Origin of the sequence: Vibrio jasicida CAIM 1864 = LMG 25398, assembly GCF_000400365.1 — a bacterium.
Taxonomy (GTDB): Bacteria; Pseudomonadota; Gammaproteobacteria; order Enterobacterales; family Vibrionaceae; genus Vibrio; species Vibrio jasicida.
Map to the genome: position 1 here is coordinate 77,357 of NZ_BAOG01000068.1, position 26,679 is coordinate 104,035.

At 46.3% G+C, this 26,679-nt stretch carries 21 protein-coding genes; 6 read left to right on the plus strand and 15 right to left on the minus strand.

The genetic code is table 11. The features are described 5' to 3' along the window. Nucleotides 1-152: 152 nt before the first annotated feature. A complete protein-coding gene (locus VJL_RS19400) occupies nucleotides 153-1,001 on the minus strand; it encodes an MBL fold metallo-hydrolase (RefSeq protein WP_038880616.1) in 849 nt (282 codons plus the stop codon). Nucleotides 1,002-1,258: 257 nt separating this feature from the next. Here VJL_RS19400 and VJL_RS19405 point away from each other — a divergent pair, with 257 nt between their 5' ends. Both VJL_RS19405 and VJL_RS19410 read left to right on the plus strand, forming a co-directional pair. Beyond that, on the plus strand, nucleotides 1,259-1,798 hold the full coding sequence (locus VJL_RS19405; RefSeq protein ID WP_038870597.1) for a TetR/AcrR family transcriptional regulator: 540 nt from the start codon (nucleotides 1,259-1,261) through the stop codon (nucleotides 1,796-1,798). A gap of 109 nt (nucleotides 1,799-1,907) precedes the next feature. Further along, complete coding sequence (locus VJL_RS19410; protein ID WP_038870595.1) at nucleotides 1,908-2,417, plus strand: GNAT family N-acetyltransferase; 510 nt, start codon at nucleotides 1,908-1,910, stop codon at nucleotides 2,415-2,417. Between the two features lie 54 nt (nucleotides 2,418-2,471). Here the strand turns inward: VJL_RS19410 and VJL_RS19415 are convergent, their stop codons facing one another. The 9 genes from VJL_RS19415 to VJL_RS19455 all read right to left on the minus strand — a co-directional run bounded on the left by VJL_RS19415 (nucleotide 2,472) and on the right by VJL_RS19455 (nucleotide 9,543). Continuing rightward, the gene (locus tag VJL_RS19415) at nucleotides 2,472-2,906 is read right to left on the minus strand and encodes a hypothetical protein (RefSeq protein ID WP_038880619.1); all 435 of its coding nucleotides are present in this window, start codon (nucleotides 2,904-2,906) and stop codon (nucleotides 2,472-2,474) included. A gap of 2 nt (nucleotides 2,907-2,908) precedes the next feature. Continuing rightward, nucleotides 2,909-3,721: a TIGR02594 family protein gene (locus VJL_RS19420; RefSeq protein ID WP_038880621.1), complete on the minus strand. Its 813-nt coding sequence runs from the start codon at nucleotides 3,719-3,721 to the stop codon at nucleotides 2,909-2,911. 114 nt (nucleotides 3,722-3,835) lie between these two features. Continuing rightward, nucleotides 3,836-4,381 carry a GNAT family N-acetyltransferase gene (locus VJL_RS19425; protein WP_038880624.1) on the minus strand — a complete coding sequence of 182 codons (546 nt, stop codon included), beginning with the start codon at nucleotides 4,379-4,381 and terminating at the stop codon, nucleotides 3,836-3,838. A 46-nt stretch (nucleotides 4,382-4,427) separates the two neighbouring features. Beyond that, complete coding sequence (locus VJL_RS19430) at nucleotides 4,428-5,198, minus strand: phospholipase A (protein WP_038880626.1); 771 nt, start codon at nucleotides 5,196-5,198, stop codon at nucleotides 4,428-4,430. Between the two features lie 67 nt (nucleotides 5,199-5,265). Next, nucleotides 5,266-5,700 carry a GNAT family N-acetyltransferase gene (locus VJL_RS19435; protein WP_038870588.1) on the minus strand — a complete coding sequence of 145 codons (435 nt, stop codon included), beginning with the start codon at nucleotides 5,698-5,700 and terminating at the stop codon, nucleotides 5,266-5,268. A 21-nt stretch (nucleotides 5,701-5,721) separates the two neighbouring features. Continuing rightward, complete coding sequence (locus VJL_RS19440) at nucleotides 5,722-6,351, minus strand: class I SAM-dependent DNA methyltransferase (RefSeq protein ID WP_038870586.1); 630 nt, start codon at nucleotides 6,349-6,351, stop codon at nucleotides 5,722-5,724. Between the two features lie 105 nt (nucleotides 6,352-6,456). Next, on the minus strand, nucleotides 6,457-6,969 hold the full coding sequence (locus VJL_RS19445; RefSeq protein ID WP_038870584.1) for a protein disulfide oxidoreductase: 513 nt from the start codon (nucleotides 6,967-6,969) through the stop codon (nucleotides 6,457-6,459). Beyond that, nucleotides 6,966-9,077, minus strand: coding sequence for a protein-disulfide reductase DsbD family protein (locus tag VJL_RS19450; RefSeq protein WP_038880628.1), 2,112 nt, complete (start codon nucleotides 9,075-9,077; stop codon nucleotides 6,966-6,968). Before VJL_RS19450 ends, VJL_RS19445 begins: the two co-directional genes overlap by 4 nt. A 67-nt stretch (nucleotides 9,078-9,144) precedes the next feature. After that, complete coding sequence (locus VJL_RS19455; RefSeq protein ID WP_038870581.1) at nucleotides 9,145-9,543, minus strand: hypothetical protein; 399 nt, start codon at nucleotides 9,541-9,543, stop codon at nucleotides 9,145-9,147. A gap of 139 nt (nucleotides 9,544-9,682) precedes the next feature. Between VJL_RS19455 and VJL_RS19460 the strand changes: the two genes are divergently transcribed. Continuing rightward, nucleotides 9,683-10,588, plus strand: a complete 906-nt coding sequence (locus tag VJL_RS19460) for a LysR family transcriptional regulator (protein WP_038870579.1) — start codon at nucleotides 9,683-9,685, stop codon at nucleotides 10,586-10,588. A gap of 66 nt (nucleotides 10,589-10,654) precedes the next feature. On the opposite strand, the gene VJL_RS19465 is transcribed toward VJL_RS19460, so the two are convergent. From VJL_RS19465 to VJL_RS19475, 3 genes are all read right to left on the minus strand, one after another. Further along, complete coding sequence (locus VJL_RS19465) at nucleotides 10,655-13,789, minus strand: HD domain-containing phosphohydrolase (RefSeq protein ID WP_038880630.1); 3,135 nt, start codon at nucleotides 13,787-13,789, stop codon at nucleotides 10,655-10,657. A 178-nt stretch (nucleotides 13,790-13,967) separates the two neighbouring features. Further along, nucleotides 13,968-15,341 (minus strand): melibiose:sodium transporter MelB, encoded by a 1,374-nt coding sequence (melB, locus tag VJL_RS19470; RefSeq protein ID WP_038880632.1) that lies wholly within the window; start codon nucleotides 15,339-15,341, stop codon nucleotides 13,968-13,970. Nucleotides 15,342-15,736: 395 nt separating this feature from the next. Beyond that, the gene (locus VJL_RS19475; RefSeq protein ID WP_038880634.1) at nucleotides 15,737-17,854 is read right to left on the minus strand and encodes an alpha-galactosidase; all 2,118 of its coding nucleotides are present in this window, start codon (nucleotides 17,852-17,854) and stop codon (nucleotides 15,737-15,739) included. Between the two features lie 837 nt (nucleotides 17,855-18,691). Between VJL_RS19475 and VJL_RS19485 the strand changes: the two genes are divergently transcribed. From VJL_RS19485 to VJL_RS19495, 3 genes are all read left to right on the plus strand, one after another. Further along, a complete protein-coding gene (locus VJL_RS19485; protein WP_038880637.1) occupies nucleotides 18,692-19,933 on the plus strand; it encodes a carbohydrate porin in 1,242 nt (413 codons plus the stop codon). 69 nt (nucleotides 19,934-20,002) lie between these two features. Beyond that, nucleotides 20,003-20,878 carry a MalM family protein gene (locus VJL_RS19490; protein WP_038880640.1) on the plus strand — a complete coding sequence of 292 codons (876 nt, stop codon included), beginning with the start codon at nucleotides 20,003-20,005 and terminating at the stop codon, nucleotides 20,876-20,878. A 90-nt stretch (nucleotides 20,879-20,968) separates the two neighbouring features. Further along, entirely contained in the window at nucleotides 20,969-24,061 is a 3,093-nt protein-coding gene (locus VJL_RS19495) for a beta-galactosidase (RefSeq protein ID WP_038880642.1), read from the plus strand. Nucleotides 24,062-24,157: 96 nt separating this feature from the next. On the opposite strand, the gene VJL_RS19500 is transcribed toward VJL_RS19495, so the two are convergent. Both VJL_RS19500 and VJL_RS19505 read right to left on the minus strand, forming a co-directional pair. After that, the gene (locus VJL_RS19500; RefSeq protein ID WP_005438923.1) at nucleotides 24,158-24,757 is read right to left on the minus strand and encodes a response regulator transcription factor; all 600 of its coding nucleotides are present in this window, start codon (nucleotides 24,755-24,757) and stop codon (nucleotides 24,158-24,160) included. After that, on the minus strand, nucleotides 24,750-26,642 hold the full coding sequence (locus tag VJL_RS19505; protein WP_038880644.1) for a sensor histidine kinase: 1,893 nt from the start codon (nucleotides 26,640-26,642) through the stop codon (nucleotides 24,750-24,752). Before VJL_RS19505 ends, VJL_RS19500 begins: the two co-directional genes overlap by 8 nt. Nucleotides 26,643-26,679 lie beyond the last annotated feature (37 nt).

The window sequence follows — 26,679 nt, forward strand, 5'->3', positions numbered from 1 at the left end:
GAACATAAAGTTCTAAGGATACCGTGGTTTGAAGCCGCTAAAACTGTCATATTTGGTAAGGTTTTGTCAGGGCGCTTTGACAATAGGCAAGATGAATAGCTGAGATTGGAATTTGGCTCGCTCACAATCATAAACGTTAACAGGGGCGATGATTAAACCCCAACACAACGACCCGTTGGCAAATGCTCCAGACGATCACCAAGTACTTCTTTCAGTAAATGATACGCCTTCATGCCCGTGCAATGGCCCGTGTAAAACTTCTCAACAGGGTATCTAGATAGCGCTATCCCTAATGCTTTGATGTCGTCTTTAGTGCCGCCAATGCTATTAAATACGGGTAAGCCGACAAGATGAAAACCACCCACTACCGCTTTGATCCTGTCGTTTGGAAACAACTCAACGGCCGTTTCAATCATGTTCAATACTCCGCTGTGCGCACATCCAGTAAAGATAACTAAGCCATCCTCCTCCTTAATCACCAAAAGTAGTTCGTGCTCAAAGGTGTCTTTTTCATAACGGCCGTCTTTTGATCGGGTATAGAGGTACTGATTTCCTTTGGGTTGTGGGTACTTGTTGCTGATCTTGGTAATAACATGAACATTCGGAGAAACTTGTGTCGTTTCAGTGACCAGCACGATACGGTCACTTGTTCTCTCCAACAACGCTTTGTCGATGCCCACATCTCTTTTAAAACCAAAAGCTCGAAAGCAGTAGTCCTTGTCTCCACACGACTTTAAGTAGACTTTGGCTACATCGTTTTGCTCTAGAAAATGAGATGTGCCGTTGCAATGGTCATGATGCCGATGAGAAATAACGGCGAGGTCCACTTCTTGAATATCAATATTTAGTAAAGGCGCGTTGTCGCAAAACGTTCGCCCACTGCCCATATCGAACAACAATTTGGTTCCTTCAGTGTCGATATGCAGCGATAAACCGCGCTCGACACAGAGATCGGTTCTGTGCTCAAGACGAGAATTATCAACGAGAGTGGTAACGATCATTGTGCCTCCTAATGGCGTTGAACCGCTTTAGTGGATGAGACAATAACGAGGTTTGATGCTTGTAGAAAAAAGTAATGGTAATTGTGTGATTAGACAGAGGTTTACAGTATCCGTTTTCTATCATGCTTGATTTTCACTTCGCTGCTAACACATCAATCAAGCGGTTTTGATCCTATTAATACTTGACGGAGGATCAAGAAACGCACTATCATTTGCAAAACTGACCAGTTGGTCAGTCAGTATATAGAGTGAGCACGATGGACAAACGACAACAGATCATTGAAGTTGCAACGCAGTTATTTGCGGAACATGGCTTTGAGAAAACGCCAGTCTCCACCATTTGTGAGAAGGCTGAGATTTCAAAAGGTTTGGTGTTTCATCACTTCAAAAATAAAAACGAGCTGTTGAGAGAAGTTTTTGTTCATATCACACAGATCATTGAAGAAACGGATAAAAATGATGAGCATTTATCCAACGAAGAAGGTGGCATTGAAGCGATGATCCACTCGATCTTCGATGGCATGACAGTTCCTGAACATCGCAAGATTTACCAGTTCAACTTTAGTGTGATGGTTCACCCGACAACCAGAGCGATTGTTGTCGACCTGATAGACGAACGCTACCAAGGTTTGCAGGCATCCACTGAAGAAGTCTTCCGCTCGCTAGGGCACACGAACCCGGCAGTGGTGACAAAAATGTTCATCGCAGAGATCGACGGCATTGCCATGAACTACTTACTGAATGAGGACTTCCCTATCGAAGAAATCAGACAAGAGTTCATCAAAAAGTACTGTTAGAAATACCAAAAATCATGCACATATCGATGCGTGATTTTTTTGATTAAACTCACTGACTGAACAGTCAGTCAGCACACCTATGAAATAATAGAAAACAAAGGAGAAACCAATGAACACACCTTATCAAATTCAATACGAAGCGTTCGCAAAAGCAGGTGGACTATATGACGAGAGACACGCCAAACTCTATGCAGAATTTGCCGACAATCTTATTGCGGATGGTAGCTTTTCAATCGTCTACGAAGGCGTGGCACACGCATGCTATACCCCTATCGTAATTGACGCAGCACCACACCTAAAATGCTATGTACTTGCGCCACTAGCCGTACTACCTGAATACCAAGGTAAAGGCTACGCGACAAGATTGATGGAAGAAGCAGAAAAGCAGTTAGATGCTGACGTTATCTTTGTCATGGGTGAGCCGTTCCACTATGGAAACCGTTACAACACGCCGCACAATGTGTTGCCACCAGTAAGAACGCAAGCACCTTTGGAATGTTGGTTTGCACGTGAATTAACACCAGGCGCATTAGATGGTATCGGCGAATCAACCTCATCAGTCAAAGGCCCTTACGCAGAACCATTGATGTGGGGTCATCCAGACGAACAGGTTCAATAACGCCTAAATAACAAAAGCCCAAAACACTTGTTTTGGGCTTAGTTGAATAAGATTCTACTGGTCACAATGTGCAAAGACTCTTTGCTTGTCAGATAGTTTTTTAGCGGCTTCTTTCGCTAACAAAATTTGTTCTTGGGTAGCTTTGAATTCAGAGCCTGTTCCCGGCCAGTAGTACCCTTGCTCATCATGACAAAGAGTGATGATGATTGGGTCATTTCCAATTTTAGGGGAGTCTCCAATCTCTGTGTACATATCGAAAGTGATGTTGGTAGTAATGTGGCCTCGAACTCCATCCAACACCTTAGCTTGAACCTTATAGTAGTTATCTCCACCGTCTTTCTCTGGCCCTTCAAAACCAGTTAGCACCACAACAGCCGAGTATGGAGTCTCACCTATTGCTTCAATCAGGGCCTCACTTGTAGGCGCGTTATCTTGAGAGGCACAAACAAACAAACTGACTAGACCTAATAAACTGATTAATTTATACATACTTAACTTTCTGCACCTGCTTTCACCGCCCCTTTTGTATAGATAGGTAGCGTGCCTTTTGTATCATCATAACTATTAGGAACAACAAATTTATCCCATGCTGTAAGGGGATACTTAGCAATGTTTACTTGATTATTTTGGTTTCCACCCAACATGTAAAGGTACTTTCCATCGGGGCTCTTACCTACGACAAACGCAACATGACCACCACCCCTCCTCGTTTTAATTCCTAATGCACCATGAATTGGACTAGTGACACTTTTACCAAAAGCTTCCCATTCCTTTGCTCTGTATGCCTCTTTCACTGGTTTTATGCCATGTTGTTTGAAGACCCACGCAACAAATGAACCGCACCAAGCATTTTGACCTCCAGAATCATCGGTTCCCCAAAATTTTGATGCAGAAAAATACTCCAAGATCCTTGGGTTTGCTTTTGTCCCAGAAACTTCCGTTTGCCCTAATTCACCAAAAGCGGTTTTCATCCAAGTAACTTTGGTTGTTAAACTTTCCACCTGAGGTTTAGAGCTCTTTCTAGGCGAAGTTGACGCGACGCTATTGAGCTTTCTATGTGTTTTCCCATTCACGTCAATACGCCCATCTGGCCTTACCATAAATATCAATCTACGTTGGCAAGCTTTGATCGCAGCTACTGTTTTGGACGACATTGGATTGCGTCCGAGTGAGCCATCAACAACCAGCTTTGGTCTAAACCCAATCGCGTTTTGATGATGGTTCAAAACTTGTTGAACAGCTATGATATCGCTCTTTGCATTAATACCACCGACCCCTACAGAACTACGAATTTTCAGTTGCAACTTTTTCTCTCCCTCAAGCTTGGATTGAGAGAGTAGTTAAGTTTATGGACTAGTTGAACAAATACAACACTGGTACACGATAGACTGCTAAAACGAAATAAGCTGTTGGAAATATTAATTACACACGCTTGCGGCAGACATCACTAAATACATAGACAAGCAGTCTTGTGGATTGGGGCTGAGTGCAGGAAACACCGCATACTCTTTCAACACACCTTGTTTCTTAAATCCACATTTTTCGAGCACGCGAATACTGGCTTGATGGTCGATATGAGGCGCTGTATGAATCTGCTTGACTCCGACACTTTTCAGATACTCAATCCCGAGCTTACACGCCTGAGTCGCATACCCTTTACCTTGATAATTTCTAGAGATCCCAAAGTGAATTTCGCTATGACTGTTTTCAGGGATTGAGACTAAGCAACCAATGGGAACTTGAGTTGCGCTTTCTTCAATTGCGAGTACCAAAATACTAGGGACATCCAGCTCATATTGGGTTCGCCATCTATTGATAGCTTGTAACGTTTGACTTGAACTTTGATGCGCTTGTCGGTTTAGGTACAAACACGCTTGTTCATCACCAAGGTAGTTTTCAAACAAAGGAGCGGCATCTGTTTCTTCAAGGTACCTAATTGCCACATCTTGCGCTTCAACCCTCATTCACTTCCCTCTCGAACAAGTTTCTTTGGGTGTTAAAGGTTGGCCACTAAAAGTCGAACGCAAATCCGGCTCCATACGCACTTTCGTCGAAGTTGTAATTAGAGATTGTTAGGCCGTAACCTGTTTCTGCTTTCATGTAACCTCTTAGCCCTTGATAAACGGGGAAGTTCCAAGATGCGCGATAGAAACCCTTTTCCCAATCTTTTGTAAACACGTTGGATACCGTGAACTTTAGTTTGTGATCATTTTCAGAAATCCAAGCTGCTTCTAGCTCGCCATACCCAAGAAAGTCAACGATATCCGGGTTGTAATGGTGACTACCAACATCAAGCCACGTCTTAAAACGGACAAAGCCAGAGTCAAAGCGCCACTTGTTATCTAGGTATACGCGATTCCAACTGACTTCATCATTGCCACCCGCACCATTGGATTGATGCTCAAAACCAAGCGAAATGCGCCAAGGGTTTAAGTTCCAACGATAGAAGACGGCAGGATTATATTGGTCATCCCTAAAGTAAGCAGAATCATCGTATGCCTCCCAGTTAGAGCGCTGGGTATAAGAGACAAAAAGCCCATCATCACCAAAAACCAGTAACTTATATTTCATGCTGATTTGGAACTGAACCATGACATCTTTCGCATCATGACCGTTAGGATTAAGCGGAGCGAAGCGCTCTTGATTTACCTTTGATTCCTTATAGAAAGGCAATAAATAGTTGTCTTCATGAGCAGAGAAACGTCTCTCCTCTGCATAGACCTCTGTTACAAATATCGATGTAAAAGCAGCAAGTACGCATACTTCTTTACGGTTAAGCATCATCGTCCTTTTTATCTGTAAATCCATGAATTCAATATAGAAGATAATTAGCAACTTATCTGTTGAATCAACCTATCTTGTCTTGATAAACATCAGGTTGCCATATCTGCATAAAGTTCTCGACAGGCTCAATAGGCTTAAAGCCGCACTGTTCATAAAGGCCGTGTGCATCGCGCGTCGCAAGAATCATTCTGCGTAGACCTTGAAGATCTGGGTAGGACACAATTTCAGAAACCAACCACTTACTAATACCACTGCCGCGGTAATCAGGGAGCACGAAAACATCGGCGAGATAAGCAAAGGTGGCTTTGTCAGTAATAAGGCGAGCAAACGCGACTTGTTGATTCGAATCAGTAAACACGCCGAAACAAAGAGAGTTTCGTATGGCTTTATCTAACGTTTCTCTCGGCACACCTTTCGCCCAATAGCTTTGCGAGATGAATTGATGGATACAATCAAGATCCATATCTTCAAAGGCGGTACTGATGCGATACCCTTGCATGTTGCTCTCCATGACAGTTAATTAACTTTGCTTTTTTAGCTCCAAGAGCAGGTAACGACATACATAGCCAGCACCTGATGTGTAACCAACGAGGTTTTCTAGTGATACGACTTCAAGCCCTGCGTTTTGGCTGAATTCACGGACTTCGCTCTCGGTGTAAGCGGTATGTACAACCGCGCCACTGTAGGTATTTCTTGGCAGGTCTTTTCCATCTGGGTCGTGACATTGGAAACTGATAAAACAGCGCCCGTCAGCATTGAGCTTGTTAGCAATGCATTGAAGTAACGGCTGGGGTTTGGCAAGAAACTCCGTGAAACCAAGCGCGGTTATGATGTCGAAGGTTTGATTGAAAATTGGAGAGAAAGGTTGGTCGAGGTTATGAACACTGACGCTTTGATAGAGGTTTGTTTCGCGTGCTTTATCGACCATTTTGGATGAGATATCCAAGCCATGCAGAGTAACTTCTGGGTAATGAGTTTTGATGACTTCCCCGATGCTGCCTGTGGCACAAGCCAAATCAAGAGCAGAAACTTGTTGGAGATTAAGCGTTTTTAGCTTCCCATCTATCCAACGCGGACCGACATATTGGCTGTCTTCGATTAATTTCTGATACCGCTCAGATACTTCATCATACATTGTGGCAACGTCCATGATTCCTCCTTGATCGTTGAACGCTGCCAATGTAGCACGCCATACTCACCTACACACTTATGTCATTGTAAAAGCGTGAAAAAGGTCGACGTGCTACACATTAGTTTATGCCATCCAGATCCTTGCCAGAATGCCCATTGGCGTTGTGACTCCTGTGGTGATTGAGCTCACCTCTCCATCTTTTAATACATAGATAGTGGGCGTCACACTGATGCTCCATTCTTGCATAATGCTGCTTTTCGGATCGTTGATGTTGTTGAACTGGTAACCTTTCGCCTGCATGAATTGGTCTACCCGTTCTTGCGGACCTGACGCACCTGACACAGTGACGACTTCATAGTAATCACTCAGCCAACTCACGCTTGGGCTAACAAACTTACATGCCGGACACCAGGTTGCCCAAAAGTAGACCACAACGGGCTCTTCATGGCTTTTGGCGATCACGTCCATATATTCACCATCAGCCATGACTACGCTTAGCGGCGGCGCTTGCTCTTTAGGAATGTCTTTGGTGCGATACCAATCCATGGCGACCGAAATCACGGTCACCATAAGCACCATTTGCAACGCTTGACTAAGCCAGTATTTCAGCGATTTGCGCTTTTTTACTGTGTTCACTTAATCGTGCCTCCACTTGCTTGTTCGATTGCTTTCACCACAACATCGTCAGTCAGAATCACAGGCAAAGGAATACCCTCTGGCGCTGCTGGTCCATATACGATGTTAAATGGCACACCAAAGCGACCGTGTGCACGTAGGAAGTCGGTCACTGAGCCGTTCGGATGTGTCCAATCGCCTTTCAGTGTCGCCACGTTCGGACTTTGCAACAGTGAATAAACCGGATCTTGCCAGATCACACCAATCTTGTTGGCTTTACAGGTCACACACCAATCTGCCGTCACATCGACGAACACCACACGACCATTTTTCACGTGCTCAGTGATGGCTTCGTTAGAGAGTTTTTCCCAAGCCAAATCTTCTGGCAATGGCGTAGCCCAATGATTTGCAGTCACACTGCCTAGTACCAAACCACCAGCAATCAGAATCAACGAAACCGTGCCAGAAATCGCCAACGCTTTATTGCCATAAATACGCTTCACACGTGCCATGACCGCGATAAATGCTACCAAGCCAATCAAGATAACCCAGAAGATTGGTAAGTGGTTTGCCATCAATGACAACAACCAAACGCTAGTTGCCAGCATCATGATGCCAAAGACGATTTTTACGACATTCATCCACTGACCCGGTTTTGGCAGTTTTAAGGCAATACCTGGGAAGATCGCCACTAAAATCCATGGCAGCGCCATACCAATCGCAAGTGCGGTAAAGACTGCGAATAACGTGATGACATCAGCACCCAATGCGAAAGCCACCGCTGTGCCAAGGAAAGGTGCAGAACAAGGCGTTGCTAACAGAGTCGCGAACATACCTTGAACGTAATGCCCAAGCAGTGAGTTATCCCCTTTTGAAGCTAACCAAGTGTTCGTACCCGAAGACAAGCGAATTTCAAACAAGCCAAGCATGTTGGCACCAAACAGTCCGGTCACCAACAGCATTAGACCCAAGAACCAAGGGCTTTGGAATTGAACGCCCCAGCCGATGGCGCTGCCTGTAAGCTTAAGCACCAAGATAAAGCCAGCTAAGATCCAGAACGAAGTCAAAATACCTAATGAAGACGCGATGAATTGCGTGCGAATTTGGCGGCGTTCTACCCCCTGCGCGGCAACAATACTACTTAGCTTCATGCCCAGAACCGGTAACACACAAGGCATGATGTTGAGAATCAAGCCACCGAGCAACGCAAATAGGAAGATGCTCACCAGTGATGTACTTGGCAACGTCTCTGTGATCAATCCTGTTTTAACAGGTGCCACTTCTTCTGCTAGCAAGTTGCTATCTTTAATTGAAACGAAAACCGATTGGTTATCCAGTTCCACATCACCCAGCCACGTGTTTACTTTGTAGTTTGCTATCAGGGTATTGCCTTCTTGGTGCAGCCCAAGCAGTTTGAAACTGTAATCGCTGGTGTTTTCATCAACACCATCAACCAGCACCTCTGGTTTTTGCCAACCTTGTGAATTGGTCAGTTTGATTTGTAGTTTAGATTGGTTTGCATCCCAGTTTGCTTCTGTCACATCAATAAATGGCGAAGCTTGAGGCACACTGCTCACCGCTTGCGCATAGCTGAACATCACACCTTCATCGACTTGTAAGTCAGAAGGCATGAAGGACAATTGAATATGGTAATCCGTCAGGACACAAATCGTTGTGCACGAAGAAAGCGTCAATGTCGCATCAATCGTCACAGGTTTAGTCATATCTTCAACGTGCAAGGTCATCGGGAAAAGCGTGTCGCCTTTGTAACCCAGCGTTTCAATACCAAGCAGTTCATATTTCTGCGGATATGGCCACTGCCAATCCACCTTAGTTAGGTTTTGTGATTTTTCCCAATCAATGGATGGCGCAACACCGCCCTCGCCCGGCGAACGCCAGTAGGTTTTCCAGTCGCCGCTCAATTTGACATCGAGATATCCCGTCAGCGTTTTTGCTTTAGGATCGTGTTGGCCAGTAAGGACAAAGCGTGTTTGCACAGGTGGATGCTGAGGGTTGGTCAACCATCCCGTGTCTGTCGTTTGTGCTTGGGTAATTAGCGAGAATAAGCTCAGTGCCAGCGTCATGATAAGCATCAACGCGGCTTGAGTCGTTTTTTTCATGTGGTTCATAGTTATTCCTAGTTAAAAACAAGTGTAGAGAAAAACTGACGATACGAAACTCGTCAGAAATCACTTGTCATTCGCGGAATACACACAGGGTGAGATGGACTCGATACTTTTGGACTATCGGTTCGGTCCATTGTCTTTTGCTGGCGAACGCACAACAGCGCCACACGACAAGCGCGAAAATGCCAACAAATAATACAACGACCAAGGTTTCCAGTTGTTGCTGAGCAAATTGAATCAGCTTTTCAGACAATTCACATTTACTCGTGTCATGCCCTTTTTCTGCTTTTACGATTTTAACTTCATCGCCAATGAGCACAGAGGTAGAGCTAGAGTCATATTGCATAGCACAACTGAACATCAAGCCAGAATTTTTCATCAAGCACACAACAATCACCCAGCCGATTAGTGCTAGGAACCATTTTCCCTGTTGTCGGGACGCAGCAGATTGTAGAGTGGATGAGTGCATTCTAACTTCGATAAATGTGGAAACGCGGGAAATCATACGCAAGTTAATATAAACCTCAAGTAGTATGATTTTTTGAACAGCGCGTTTTCGTAACTAACTGTGATAGTCTTATGACTACCGTTTCTGTAAATAATTCAACATGCTCAATAAAGTTAATCTTGCTGATATTCGCTCCTTCGTTTTGATCGCTCAACTGGGTAACTTCACCAAAGCGGCAGAAGCGCTTTCCGTCTCTCGGTCTCATGTGTCTCGCCAAATCAGTGGACTTGAAGCACAAATGGGTGTGACCTTACTGACTCGCACCACGAGAACATTACGCCTCACTCACGCTGGCGAGCATTTCTATCAAGAGTGCGAAAAAGCGCTGCACGACATCGACCAAGCGTTAATCGCTGCTGTTGACGATACTCAAGAAGTGCGCGGCTTGATTAGAGTGAACTGTGTGGGTGGCTACATCGGTGAAGACATCATTGCTAAATACGTCAATGAGTTCATGTTGGAATATCCGAACATCACCGTAGATTTGGATTTCTCTTCACCACGTATTGATTTGATTGAAGACCAATTCGATGTCGCGATTCGCATGGGCGAGTTGGAAGACGCAGGATTCGTCGCACGCAAATTGATGATGATCGATATGGTTACGCTTGCAAGTCCGAACTATCTCAAAACGTACGGCGAACCTGTCACGCCAAAAGAACTGGCGAAGCATCGTACTCTGACAGGCTCAGTCACTCGCTGGAGTTACCGTAACGTGGCTAACCCACAAGAGCACAGCGATGTCATCGTGAAAGGTAATCTACGCTGTAAAAACGGACGAGCACTGGTAATGGGCGCGCTATTCGATAACGGCATCATCCGTGTCCCTCTCAGTTATTGTGATGACGAGGTCGAACAAGGCAAACTGGTTAAAGTAATGCCAGAATGGGAAATTCCGTCGGTGCCACTATCAGCGATTTACCACCGTGATCGCTACCAACCTAAGCGCCTGCGCACCTTCATCGATTTCGTCAAAACCAAATTTTCACAAGACTTTGATGTTTAAGTTTGGCGCATAAAAAAGTGCGTAAGAACCGAAGCTCTTACGCACATTTTTCAAGCTGAATGAAGGCTAAGATAACTTTTCTAAATAGCTCTCTATATCGACATCATCGATAAGCTCATCCGGTAAATAGCGCTTGGCGTAACTTAGGTAAGTGCCACTGGTTAACAGCAGCTTAAATACGTCTTTATCAATGTGACCACCGAGTGCCATTTTCGACATAATGCTGACTGCCTCACTCAATGATTTGGCCTTCTTGTAAGGTCGGTCGGCCGCGGTTAACGCTTCAAAGATGTCAGCAACCGCAAGAATACGCTCCGGAATCGACAGGTCTTCGCCCATCAATCCACGCGGATAACCAAACCCTTCCATCGCCTCGTGGTGAGTCGTAGCATAACGAGGTACACGTTCTAACTCTGGCGGGAATGGGATGCTCTCTAGCATCTTAATGCCGCTGATCATGTGCTCATTAATCTTAAAGCGCTCTTCTGCTGATAACGTACCGCGCTGCACCGCCAAGTTATAAAGTTCACCATGGTTGTAAAGCTTCTCTGGCACCGTCATATTAATGCCAAACTCAGGGTCAAGATCAAACGGCTGCTCACGCTCAATCACATGCTCAGGACGGTCAGAAAGCAGCTTCTCCGTTGCTGGCGTTGGTTGTGGTTGATAACGCGTTTCTTCTAATGGCGATAAACCAAGTCCACAATCGAAGTAACGCGTCCACTCTTTCTCAGCCAACTTGTGTAAACGTTCGATGCCTTGATCCGACATAAACTCCGCCCCCACGTTCGCACTGGCGACAAATTCGAACTCTTCTTTCAGCGCAGCAAATTCTTGTTCAAGTGCTTGATCAGGTTGTTCATCGACGCCCATAGCTTTTAGTTTTTTGAGTAGATATTGAATCTGCGCATCTCGCCACAGCACCTCAAAGCGCATGCGAACTTCGTGAATTCGATTGTAGTTAGTTTCTAGCTTACTGCCTTTATCGACCACGTATTCCGGCGTGGCGATCTTACCGCAATCATGAAGCCAAGCGGCAATACGGAATTCACGGCGCTCCTCGTCATTGGCAAACTCAAAAGCTCCAAACACGCCTTGGTCAGATTTCTCTGCTTCTTCCGCAAGCATCAACGCAATCTCCGGCACACGGTTACAGTGACCTGCCGTATAATGTGATTTTTCATCGATGGCGCGTGCGATAAGTTGAATCACGGAATCAAAAAACTCATTTTGCCTTTGTTCAAACTGCTTAAGCGAGTTGCTGCCTCGCATCAACGAAAGACTAAGTTGATGAATTTCTTCAATGCGAGAATGAACACGCTGCACTTTGTCGTATTCGCGATCACGTACAAACCTGACTTGCTTTCTCAATGCATTGATGGGGTCTGAGATCGGTTTTGCCATTTCCCACGCGACTGGAATGAGTAATGCAAGAACAAACAACGATGCGCCCACAGCATATAGCGTCACTTCATTTACGCCTGACATGACGTAAGACTGTGGAATCACGACAGCAAAGTAACGCTCTTCCTTATGAGTGAGTTTGGAGACAAAAACATACTTGTCTTTCCCATTGAGCGTCACTAGTTGAACGGAATTGATGAACTTAGGTTCTTTGGCAAATTTGACCAGCTCTTCGTATGGCGTAAAGGTATAGGTCGACACTGCTGCCTTACCCTCAAACCATTTTTCACGCAGCTCTTTTCTTTGCTCTGGCGTAATCGCGTCAATAGCGCGGTTAATGATCTCAACTAAAGGTCTTTGTTCCTCATTCGCCAAGTAGTAAAACGCGTTGGAGAGGTTTGAATCCTTAACCAAAGTGATGGCTAAGTTCTGACGAAATGTTTCGCGTATTTTGTTGGCCAATATTTGACGGATGTCGAGCACAGCGACGATGTCACCATTCAATACCCCGTCGATCGCATCGTGCAAAGAAGCGTAATTGACGATGGTCATTTGTGGGTAAGCTTCTAACAAGTCATCTTGAATGCTCCACCCTTTCAGCAAGCCAATTCTTTCGTTCTTCACTTGCTCTAAGGTATTGATGTGCTTGTTCTCTTCTGTGGTGAGCAACGCAAACTTTGCGTGATAAAGAGGTTCACCGACGACACCGATGCTCGAGAGGTCATCTTGGTCGGCAATCGATTGAAGAATGTCGATATTGCCATTTTTAAAGTCGTTGACGAGCTCATTCCAACTTCGACCGTTCACAAACTTAAACTTTAAGCCGGTCATTTCCGAAATCATCTTAAACAGATCAATCGAGAAGCCATTTGGGCGACCGCCAACGGTGTAATCAACCGGAGCCCAGTTATTTTGGTTCGACACTTTCAATTCTGGCGTTTGGGCGACCAGTGCTCGTTGCTCATCAGTTAAGTTCACCGGAGAGACCAAAGGTAAGCGATCTTCGATGTCGACCATCTTGTTAGTTGCAATCAATCGGCCATTGGCTTGATAGATAAACGCCTCCGCTTCTGGCGCTTTCTTGTTTTCGACAAAACGGTTGGTGAGTTGCGCCTCTAACGAGGAGAGAAGAATGTCCACACCCACCACAGTGTCGGATTCTGGCACCTTAATCGAGAAGGTTTCCCCCGACACTTTTAGCGTGTTAAACAGATACGGAGAGGTGTTGTAAGTATCATCGTAATCGGCATTTTCAAACCAGCTGCGTTGCGTCGGAATAAAGTTACTGAACTCATCTGAAGCATGGCGTGATACAAAGTTTTCATCATAGTAAATACTTACCTTACGACGATCTCGCTTCACTCCGCTATGCGCGATCAACAACCACTTGTCCCCTGATTGAGCATCTACACGTGAGCGAATTTCCTCTGAGGAAAGGTTGATCAACTGGAAGAAGTCGTTGTTCGCTTTGGCAACAAAAATACTATGAATGCCGGGCTCTCTTACCAACAATTTAGACAAAGGGATAATGATGCTCTCTTCGGGCGTATCTACCCCGATGAGCGACACTAACTGCGCGCCGCTTCGTGCCACGTTCTCAGCTAAATTTTGTAGGTTAGATAAATGACTAGATACACCTGTCGCGATTGTTTGATATCGGGTGAGGGTGTGTTGCAGCTCAGTTTTCCTTGCAAAATGGTATTGCAAAGTAATCGCCACACCTGCTGTCACTAGGGTACAGAAGACAAACATCAACCCTAGCACTGTCCTTAACGAAATCCGTTTACGTTTCTTCATCGTTTCAGCTTGGAGTAATCCAAGCGCCTTAATCCTTTAACCAACTGAAATTATTGTCTAAAAATTGAATTTAAGCCAATCACGAAATTTTATCGAAGCAAACAAAAACGCCTCCATCGGGAGGCGCTTTATCTTAGTGACTAAATTGAGTTGGGGTACTTAAGTGAAAACGTAACGATTATGCTTGTGCTGGAACGCTTTCAACTTGAGTTTGTTGCTCAGCTTCTTCTTTGTTGAAGCCTTCGTGTAGATGGTAGTAACGTTGGTAAATCACGCCACTGATGGTCATCATGATGGCAGGTAGACCAATCATCATAAATTCTAAGCCCATAATGGTGCTTGCTGATTGCTCTACGTTTGGTACGTAACCCACAACAGACAGACCAACACCCACAATGAAGCCACCTGCTGCGCCTGCGAACTTCACAAGCATGGTTTGTACTGAGAAGATAACGCTCTCGCTACGACGACCTGTTTTGTGCTCACCGTAGTCCACAACGTCAGCCAGCATTACAGTTTGCAGCGCGTTCGCAATACCCACGCCAAACTTAATTGCTGCACCCGCCATACCAATCATTAGCGCGTTAGCTGGAGCGATAAAGCCCATCAACAGTAGAAGTACACAAGACAGAATTGGGAAGCCACACGCGATAGGCCATAGAAGCTTGCGTGGAAGGAATGCTGCAAGACGTGGGAATAAGAACACACCCGCGACTTCTGCCGCACCTGCGACCGCCATGTAAACTGGGAATAGCTCTGCGTTACCCAGTGCGTAAGAGAAGTAGTAAATCGCAAAGCCACCAACCAATAGGTTCGCAATTTGGAAAGACAGAACCGTGCCGATTAGCGCTTTAAGCTGGTCGTTTTTACCGATGATAGTCAAAACGTCTTTGAAGCTGAATTTCTCTGCTGGTTTTGCGTTAGCTGGTGCCGCTTTCTCTTTTACGTTACGAGCAATTAAGAATGCGCTCATCACAAACAGAACCGCAATCAGCATCGCAACATTGAAGAAACCGTCGCCTTGGTTGCCGTTACCTAACTCGCCCACAATGTGCAGACCGTAAGTACCAGTAATGAACCATGCAAGGCTCGCGAACAAACGTGGCCATACCACAAGCTTTTCACGTTCTTGGCGAGAGCTTGATAGCGCAGGAATCATTGACCAGTATGGGATATCCATAATGGTGTACGTTAGGCCCCAAAGGATGTATGCCGCCGCTGCGTAGATGTAAAGCGTAGTACCTTCAAACATGTGAGTACTGAAAAGGCCGACCAGCACTACTGCGTTTAAAAGCGTACCAATCATAATCCAAGGACGGAATTTACCGAATTTTGAGCGCGTGTTGTCAACAATCACTCCCATCATTGGGTCAGTGATGGCATCGATAACACGAGCGGCTAAGAAGATAGTACCAACGAAAGCAGCAGACAAGCCGGCTACGTCAGTGAAGTAGAACATTAAGAAGATGTAGATAGGTGCACAGGCAAAGTCTTTACCGAGTGCGCCAAGGCCGTAGGACAGCTTGGTTTGTAGCGTAATTTTATCAGACATAATAGTTCCTTAGTGTCGTACTGCTATTCATTCCCCTAACTAGAATTCATAACGTCGACGTCTTTTATTTATATTTCGATGCTAATGCTACTCACACACAGAATGCCTTACTGTGATCAAAAACCGCTTTATGGAAACGTTTACAGGCAAGTTTTCAAAATGAGACATCGAACAATATTTAGACCTATTAATGCGAGGAGATCGTGTTATTTATGTCATTTTATCAACACTTTACGCTCATTAAGCATGAGAACGATTTCAAAACGGCCAATTAAAACCAACGCAAAAAGCCGTACAAACCTGATGTCTGTACGGCGATAGAAAACCAATGAGAAACGATGAAATCGTCTAAATAGCTATGATTCTAAATAGGCAAGGTTCTAAATCGGTAAGGCTTAGTGAATACGTTCGAACTTCACCAACATGGCACTTTCTGCATCGAGGATTGGCATGGTTAAGCCAACCTCTTCACACCATGCGCCAGATAACTCACAACCAGATTCAGTCCAAGGCGGTTGGTAATTCACGATGTCATCGTAGTTAGACGGTTTATCCAATACCGTCACTCGATATGTCGCTTGTGGATCCAAGCCCGGTACACGCAAATGCCCACTTAAAGAGTTCGTTGGCATCGCGAGCTGAGCAATCATCACCACGGCTTCCGATTGATCGTTTGAGACAACCGCATGAATTTGATGTGCTTTATCGTCCGTTGGGATTCGCCAAGTTCTTCCGCTGTGTAGCAATGGGCGCAGCATCTTGTGCAGCTTGATGTAGCGCTCAAAGCCTTCTTTTTCCGCTTGTTCTTCTTTCACTGGGTCAAGCTCAATCCCCATATGACCGAACAGCGCTGTAAGCCCGCGGAACTCAATACTATGGCGGCGGCGCGTACTATGACAGTGGCTAGCACCAATATGGCTGCCCATCACTTCTGGCGGGAAGAAGTAGCTCATACCGCGTTGAATGGTTTGACGCTCAAGTGCGTCGTTATTGTCTGAAGTCCAGAAACGATGCGTGCGTTTCAGAACCTCAAAATCAATACGACCACCACCAGCTGCACAAGATTCAATCTCGACTTTCGGGTGCTTTTCACGAACTTTATCGACTAACTGATAGTAACGTTGGGTTTGATTGTGCGCCGCAGCCTGACCTAAATGCGCAGGCTGAACGACTTCGCGGTTCATATCCCACTTGATGTAAGCAATGTTGTAAGTCGAGAGGAAGTGATCCAATCGCTCAAACAAGAAGTTAAACGCATCATCGTTTTGCAGGTTAATCACGTATTGGTTGCGACCGGTTGGCTGATCGTAACCGTTTACAGCCAGTAACCAATCAGGATGAGTACGGAACAATTCGGAATCTTTGTTGATCATCTCTGGCTCAAACCACAAGCCAAATTCCATGCCCAATTTATTTACGTTTTCCACAATCGGGTGTAGGCCATTTGGGTACTTAGCTTCACACAGAAACCAATCCCCTAACCCTGCTTTATCACCGTTGCGTCCTTTGAACCAGCCATCATCAATGATAAAGCGTTCTACACCCATCTCTGCGGACTGAGTTGCCATCGACATGATGTATTCAGGATCGTGGTCAAAGTAAATGCCTTCCCACGTATTGAGGTGGATCGGGCGAGGTTTGTCCGTGAAATCACTCGGCAAAATCATTTCGCGTACATGAGAGTGGAAGTGATGGCTCATACCATTCAAACCACAATTACTGTGGCTCGCGTAAAGCCAAGGCGTCGTAATGCTCTCACCTTCTTTTAGCGCAACTTCACCAGGCAGGTAAATAACTTCAGCCTGCATGTAACGACGGCCATCAGCTTTCACATCTACACGTAATCTGTGGTTGCCACTCCATGCGAAATGGAAGCCCCACACATCGCCATTCATTTCATCAAAGTGAGTCGTACCAGCAACAAGCGCAGGATAGTGCTCATGAGAAGTACGTCCACGACGGTTTTCTTGTTGGTAGCCGCCTTGCAGCAATGGCTGGCGCACCGTTTGGAACTCATGAACCCAACGGCCGTAATAAGTCATCAATTCATTCGCACGAGCTGGCAAAGGCAACGTATTGGCAAGACGGTTCACATGATAAATACCCGCTTTTTTGTTGGTGAGCCTATGACGCGTTTTCACCACATCGTTGCTATCAAGCTTAAGCTCGGTTTGTAAACGAAGACCTGCGATCGCATCTTCGCTCTCAATCACAATACTGTCTTGCTGTTGTTCAATATGGGAGATGACAAACACTGGAGCCCAATCTTGACCATCGCGATGCCCTTCCACACCAGGGCTGCTGAAAACGCCACGACCAAGCTCTGGATGTAGAGTCATGGATACGTCGCTGTCCAAACGACCGTATGGCACGGGACGATGTAAAGCCATGCGGAAACCACTAAGGTCACCACTTACTTTTTGTCCCCAATGCAGAATCTCTGCATATTCGCCCAACTCTACAATCAATTGAGTTTGCTGACCGGTTAGCTCAATCAGTGTTTTGTCCGTCATCTTGTCTTACCTTGAAACTGGAAATTACGCTGCATCATAATGAAAAAAACAAAAGAATCTGTGAGCCACACCAAAATCATGGAAACGTTTACAGTTAATTTTTCAAACTTGTGCCATCGCCCGCTACACCTTATTCCTTCTTATATTACGCAGCGATCAGCTCCAAAAAACTCAGATTCTTTGGTTACTGAGTTCTTTAAAGCACTGCACGTAAATTCGAATACCAAACTGATTTATAAAGAATTTTTCGTTATTTAATTCATCACCTTACAACGACAAAATCATAAATAAGGTTACAGACCGCTCAGTTGAACTCATCACCTCTTGAAGTGGTTAACCGACAACCGTATTCTTGAGGCTTCGAGATTCTTTATGAAGTGTCTCTCTTGGGTCCTAACTCAAAATCCCAGTTTGACGATACCGCAAATGCTCGTGTGCAGTGCGCCCGCGAACCACTTGTTGTATATGCTTCCTTGTCTCACATGCCCAGTTGATTTCAATTGGGCTCTCTTTCCTCTTCTTCCTAACAGCTCCCTCTCCTTAGATAAAAACCAATTTAAATCAGCATCTTAAATAAAATAAACTTCCATCTTCCAACTCAAACACCATCCAGCCCAAGTAAACGATTCCAATTCACACGGTCATAAATCAATCTAAAATCGCACTTAAAACCTCAATTTAAGAGATCGCAATCACACAAAATAGTAATAAAGCCCTCATTACGACAAAAATGCCAACCCCATCATGAAAACGTTTCCAGAGTTTATTTACACTGCGCAGCGAGTTAGGACTCAAACCAATAAAAAATAAATCCATAAAATAGAATGGAGACACTTCATGAAACAAAAGACGCTTGTAAGAGCGCTTGGGTTAACCCTCGCCCTAGCACCGCTTGCTGGTATGGCTGCAGTGGAGAACATCACTTACTTTGGCTACGCCAAGTGGGGCAACATTTACACCGATAACGATGAACACAATGGTGGCAAAGGCGAACGCAACGATGTGATTCGTGCTGGTCAAGGTTACGGTAACTACCGTTTGGGTAACGAACTGAACTGGTGGGAAGCGGGCCTCAAAGCCGACGTTTGGCAACAAGGCGACGCGTACTTTGATACCACACTTTACCTTGGTAGCGGCGAAAGCTGGGGAGACGTTAGCTTGATCCAAATGTGGTCAGCAGGTCATGGGCTGTTTGAAGGCCAAGCGGATGCCACCGTTTGGGCGGGCGAACGTTTTTACCGCCGTCATGAAGTGCACATGATCGACATTAAATACTGGGACACATCAAGCACAGGTATCGGTATTGAAAACTGGGATCTTGGTTTTGCTAAAGGTCACATCGCATGGATGGCGCCAAACTCTAGCGCAGATGGCCGCAGCTTACACAACATCGACGCACGTTTAAGCGGCATTGAACTGAGCGACAGTGCAGATCTTACGGTCGGTTTGAACTATGTGTTCACGCAAAACTCTAGTTATGACGAAAGTGACATCACCACTTCTGGCGCTATGCTTTCTGCACTTTACCGTCAAGCTTGGAACTATGGTTCAAACACATTCGCTTTCCAATACGGAACAGATGCCCTTGCGGGCGGTTTGATGAGTGCTGAAGGTGGCTCAAACCGTAAATACAACACTGGTGTTGAGCACGATGGTTACAGCTGGCGTATTTTCAACTCTGGCGATCTTAACGTGAATGAAGATTTCCAAGTGATGTACTCCATCGCTTACCAAGACAAAAACCTGGATAACAACGAAGGTGAGAAATGGTTCAGCGTAGGCGCTCGTCCTCAGTACAGCTGGACAGAATACATGGCAACTGCACTTGAAGTTGGCTACGAATCAGTAGAAGCACAAAACGGCGCTGGCACCAACGATATGTACAAAGTAACGGTGGCGCAAATGTTCCAAGCAGGCAAAGGCGTTTGGGCTCGTCCATCACTACGCTTGTTCGCGACCTACTCAGATAAAACCGATGAGTGGAACCGTGGCGGTGAAGTCTACGGCCATGCTCGCAGTACTGGTGGACAAAACATCGACGAAATCACCTTCGGCTTTAACGTCGAAACATGGTGGTAATCCAAACCCGCTACTATTTATGAACCCAACGGGGTGAGTAATACGCTCACCCCACAAAGGACAACGCAGATGAAACTAAAACCGCTAGCAACTCTATTCATGGCTCTGTCTCTTGGCGCGTGCAGTGGATTACCAGAGCAAACCTTCAATACCGATTTGAGCCAACCACAATGTTGCTCAACGTTAGATGCTTTGCCTCTGACTGCCCTATCGATTCCTTTCCACCAGCAGGTGGTTATGGATGCAAATCTGCCGAGCTTGAGCAGTGCGGTTTTACTTTCCTCAGATTCTGCTTCATCCAAACTGCTCCCGGTGATGAGCTATCAAATCACTTCTGACACGCCATTCTCGCTACTTGTTCGCTCTTATGTTGATAACAATGCGTTATTTGCTGCGAACGTTCTTATTTATGACGCGAAGTGGCAGCTTCTAACCGATTATTCGACGAAAGACTTTAACTACCACACAACGGGCATGCGCGGCTTAGAACGTGTTGAACAATTGATCACGGTGAACCCACAACTTAATGGCGCGAAATACGTGGTCATCGCTTCAGATTCGACACTGCTTGGCACCGAATTGACTCGTAAGCATCCAGAAGAAGTTTATGCAGAAACACAAAACGTCATTGGCAGTAAACAGCTTCCGCTCACTGCTCAGTTCCAACCTTTTGGCGTTATTGATGTTACGGCGAGTGCCTCTGATAACAACGCGGTATTAACGCTTTTGGCGGAATTGGGCACACAAACCAACGACACCGCAAAAGCAGAGTTAACCCCTGCCGCATCGCCTGAAGCACAAGATGAATGGACGTTGTACCAATCTCAAATTGATGCAGCGCTCAAAGACAATGATGTAAAACAAGCTGCGGCGATTGCCAACCAAGCAGCTGAGCAAGGCTTTACCCAAGCAAAAGATTATCTCGTGAAGCAATTAGCAAAATAACGCTTCACAACAAGACCAAAGACACTCTCGCTACGGGCTCAAACTCCGTAGCGAAACAAGATTAGAAACAAAAAGTTAAGTAGGAAAACCATGAAGGCATTTTCAGAAATTCTCCAAAGACGCGACTGGGAAAACCCGCAATCAGTGAACATTCACTGTCTTAAGGCTCACAGCCCTCTTTCCAGTTTCCGCGATATTGACCATGCCCGCGACGGTATTCAAGCCCAGCGTCAATCGCTGAACGGACAATGGAAATTCAAACTGTTTGATGCGCCAGAGCAAGTTGACGGCGAGTTCATCGAGTCACAATTCAATGACAAAGACTGGGATGAGATTACAGTCCCTTCAAACTGGCAAATGCAAGGTTACGACAAGCCTATCTACGCCAACGTGAAATACCCATTCGAAGTAAACCCGCCGTTTGTACCAAGTGATAACCCAACGGGTTGCTACCGCACTACCGTGTCACTTTCAGCAGAAGATTTAGCCAATACGCAGCGCATTATCTTTGATGGCGTGAACTCGGCTTTCCACCTTTGGTGTAACGGCACTTGGGTTGGCTACAGTCAAGATAGCCGCCTACCTTCTGAATTCGACCTAACACCTTACCTTGTGGCAGGTGACAACAGCCTAGCCGTCATGGTGATTCGTTGGAGTGATGGCAGCTACCTAGAAGACCAAGATATGTGGTGGCTAAGTGGTATCTTCCGCGACGTAACTTTGCTGTCTAAACCACAACACTGCATTGAAGATGTGTTCATCACACCGGATTTAGACGCGTGTTACCGCGATGGTTCACTGTCGGTTGTGACTTCGATTTCTGCGCCGGACACCTACCAAGTTCAAGTGCAGCTGTTTGATGGCGAACAAGCCGTGACAGAGCCAAGCATCGACCGTCCGCACAACCGTCGCATTGACGAACGTGGCACATGGGATGACGTGGTATTCCAAACATTGCACGTACGCGAGCCAAAGAAATGGACGGCGGAAACACCGAATCTTTACCGCTTAGTCGTTTCACTGTTGGATGAAAACGGCGCGCACTTAGAAAGCGAAGCGTACCCAGTGGGCTTCCGTAAAGTCGAAATCACCGATGGCCAATTGAAGCTAAACGGTAAGCCTTTGTTGATCCGCGGCGTGAACCGTCACGAACATCACCCAGAGCTTGGTCATGTGATGACGGAAGAAGACATGATCCGCGATATCTGCTTGATGAAACAATACAACTTCAACGCGGTACGCACGGCGCACTACCCGAACCACCCTCGTTGGTACGAACTGTGTGACCAATACGGCTTATACGTGTGCGATGAAGCGAACATCGAAACTCATGGCATGCAGCCAATGAACCGCCTATCGAGCGATCCACAATGGGCGCACGCTTACATGAGCCGCTACACCCAAATGGTGATGCGCGATAAGAACCACCCTTCGATCATCATCTGGTCTTTAGGTAACGAATCCGGTCACGGCAGCAACCACAATGCCATGTACGCTTGGTCTAAAAACTACGACCCGTCTCGCCCAGTACAGTACGAAGGCGGCGGTTCAAACACCACAGCAACCGACATCATTGCGCCAATGTACGCGCGCGTGAACACGGTCATTGAAGATGAAGCCGTGCCTAAATGGGCAATCAAGAAATGGGTGTCGTTACCAAACGAAACTCGTCCTTTGATTTTGTGTGAATACGCACACGCGATGGGCAACAGTCTGGGTAGCTTTAATGATTACTGGGATGCGTTCCGTGATTACCCTCGCCTACAAGGCGGCTTTATTTGGGATTGGGTGGATCAAGGCTTGAGCCAATGGGATGAAAACGGCCAACACTTCTGGGCTTACGGCGGCGACTTTGGTGATGAAATCAATGACCGTCAGTTCTGCATCAATGGTTTGATCTTCCCAGATCGCACGGTTCATCCAACGTTGGAAGAAGCAAAATACTGCCAACGCATGATCACTGTGTCACTGCAAGAACAAACCAAGGACGCTTGTACATTATTGGTAACGAACGAGAACTTGTTCCGCGCGACCGATAATGAGCAATTGAACTGGTCTCTGTTGGAAGATGGCAAAGTCATCCAAACGGGTTCGCTCACGCTTAATGTAGAAGCCGACAGCCAAGCAAGTATTGAGATTGCCCTTAACTTCACGCCAAAAGCGGAAGCGCAATATCACTTAAATACCGACATTACACTGATTGCTGCAACGCCTTGGGCTGACGCAGAACACCTAGTCGCTTCTGAGCAAATGGTGCTACGCAATACAGCAGGCCTTGCTCTACCTACATTGGAAACGCAACCAGCGCCAATGCTAACGCAGCAAGACAACGCCATTTTGGTGTCTAGCTTGGATGAAAAACATCAATGGCGTTGGGATAGCCAAACTGGCTTGATGACCGACTGGCGTGTCGATGGTGAAGCACAAATGCTCGCGGCACCACAAGATAACTTCTTCCGTGCGCCACTGGATAACGACATCGGTGTGAGCGAAATCGACAACGTCGATCCAAACGCTTGGATGTGTCGTTGGGACATGGCGGGTATTGGCCAGTGGGAGCGCCAATGTGTCGCTTGCCACGGTGAAACTCTGGCGCATGCGGTGAAGGTGACTTCGACGTTCGCTTACCACTTTAATGGTGAAGTACAAGCGATCACGACTTGGACGCACACCCTGAGCAATAACGGTGAGATGGCATTATCTGTCGACGTGAAATTGGCTGATGATTTACCACCAATGCCACGCATCGGTTTGGAATTTGAACTGCCGTTGAATGAGCAAAATGCTCCGATCACATGGCAAGGCTTAGGTCCGTTTGAAAACTACCCTGACCGTTTGGCAGCGGCGCGCTTCGGCCAGCACACACAAACACTTGAGCAAATGCACACGCCATACATTTTCCCAACCGACAGCGGTCTGCGCTGTGGTACGCAATGGCTGAAGGTGAATGAGCTAGAGATCTCGGGTGACTTCCAGTTCAGTGTGAGTCAGTACGCTCAGCAACACTTAGCAGCCGCGAAACACACCAACGATTTGGTCGCAGAAGAGAAGATTTACGTGCGCCTAGATCATAAACACATGGGCGTTGGCGGTGATGACTCTTGGAGCCCAAGTGTGCACAAGGAATTCCAGTTAACGGACAATCAATACACTTACAAAGTGACGTTTAAACCTGCTCAGTAATCGATTGAGACCCTAAACACAAAACACGTCAGTGTGGCTTAATCCCCAAGTTTCGGCTTGGGGATTTTTTATTTGAGCATAAGTTTTATGCCTGTTTTATTGCGCAAGTTTGCCGTAGATGTAAGCCAGCTCTGCCACGGTTTTCGCCGAGAACTTTTTCAACAGACTTGCGCGATGCACTTCCACTGTTCGCATCGCAATGCACAACTCATCGGCAATGCGAATATTGCGCTTACCCGCTATGATCAAACGCAGAATGTCTTTCTCTCTTGGCGTCAGTGATTCATACGCAGCTTTCGCGCCCGCAATATCCAAATTCGCCGCAGATTGAACTTGGCCTTTCAAAATCGCTTGTGCCAGTTCATCCCCTTTTACTGGCTTTTGGAAGAAATTCACCGCACCAGCTTGCAGCGCATCCACCGCCATTGGCACATCGCCATGTCCGGTTAAGTAAATCACCGCCAGTGGACTTTTAGCTTCATTGAGGATTTGATGCACTTGCTGGCCACGTAGATTCGGCATTCGGCTATCCAGAATCACGCAGCCTGCTTGATGGATATCCACGCCATCGAGAAACGCCTGCCCATCGGCAAACGTCGTCACAGAGAAATCATGTTCTTCGAGCATAAACGCCAACGAATCTCGCACCGACTCATCATCGTCGACCACAAATACGGGCAGTTGCTTGTCACTCATTCACTTCTCCTGTGTTTCTTTTTGTTTGCTCTTCTTCGTTGCGTTTTGTATTGGCGGTTTTCATGGTTTGATACGGCAAGGTCAATACCACCAAACAACCGTGTGGCTGAGTAGATTGGATAACGAATTCACCACCGTGCATCTCCATCACATCACGACAGATCGCTAGGCCCAGCCCTAACCCTTCCTGTTTTGTACTCACAAAGGCGGCGGTTGGGTTCTCATGCTCCAAACCCGTACCGTTATCCAACACTCGAATCGACATACTTTGGGCTTGATAATCCGTGTGAAGCGCAATTTTGCCTTGGTAATTGTTAGGATGATTTTCTGCGTACATCACACAAGCATCTATCGAGTTGTTCATCACGTTCACCAACACTTGCTGCAGACCTACGGCATCAGCTTCGACCCATTGGGATTGTCCTTCGGTGCTGCGAGCTACTTCAATGCCTTGCTTCTGCAAGCGGAAATTCAGCAACTCAACCGTATCAGAAATCAACTGTTCCACATCGCACGCCGCCATGTCGACGCTGCGCTTTTTAATTAAGGTTCGCAGGCGACAAACGATCGCATCGGCGCGTTCTACTTGGGTCTGGATCTTTTCTAATACCGGCACGATATCCTCATGAGGACGCTTCTTAGCTAACCGCAACAAGCCACCTTCACTGTAGTTTCGGATCGCCGCTAAAGGTTGGTTTATCTCGTGCGCAAGACTGCTGCCTAATTCGCCCACAATAGCCACTCGTTGCGAGTGCTCTAGCATTTCGCTCTTCTCTTTTAAACGCAGTAAGGTTTTCTCTAGCGCTTGTTTACTCTTGCTGAAACGATATTCCAGCCAAAAGTGGTAAATGTTCAACACAATCACAAACAGAAACAACACCCACGCCCATTCTTGATGGAAACGCAACCAGCGTAGCGCCTCTTTCCACCAAGGTTGCTGCAGTGGATGCAAGTCCATCGCTTGGTAGAGTTTATCTATCGACAACAAGCTGACTGGTGATGTCCAACCGGATGCTTTAGCAGCAATCGCAGCGGGATTATCGGCAGGCATCGCAAGTAACGCTCGACTGATCTTCTTGGCTAATTGAGACGATCCACGCTCCGTTTTCGCAAAGGACCAATTTGGATATAGGGGCGTCGACACTGCACACTCGGTTTGAGGAAGTTTAAGCGGACTTAAAACCCGCAGTTGCCCGTCTTCCAATAGCCCTTCACCTTCCATTTGCTCAACCAAACAAGCTGGAACCACCGCAGCTTCCACATTGTGGTCACGCAGTTGGTAGAGGTTGGCATCAATTGGGAAACCTAAAAAGCGCACGTCCGAGAAGAAGTCATTCGGATCTAACCCTTTCTCTATCACTTGATAACGCAGTGTGAGGTAACCACCAAAGGCTTTCTCTGACACCGCTGCAATCGGCAAACCGGACACATCATTGAGTGTGGAATAAGGCGAATCAGAACGCACCACCAGCGCCGATCCAATGCCGTAATTTGAGTTTTCTGGCGCTTGGCTAGTCAACGTCGCTATCCAAGACAACGCGTACTGACGCCCCAAACGCACTGCTTGTCCGGGGTTAGTGAGAATGAAATCCATGCTTTGGTTTTCGACTGCTTTGGTCATGCCATCGAGATCTAGCGGATGGAGAACAAATCGGACTTCAGGGATCTGTTGATTGAGCCAGTAAATCGTCGGTTGCCAACGCTGCTCCGCATATAAATGGCCACGTATGGCTAGCACACCTACATCGACTTGCGGTTTAGAGAAAGCGCTGGAATCTAATGTTTGTGTTGATGCTGCATGTACAAAAGAAACCGTGAAGCAGCCGGATATAAGACTGATGAAAACAATCCATAAGCGAATGAAGTTTAGCGATTTTTTCAGCATGAATTGTTTCTTAATCCTCGGTATTGGGAGCATCAGA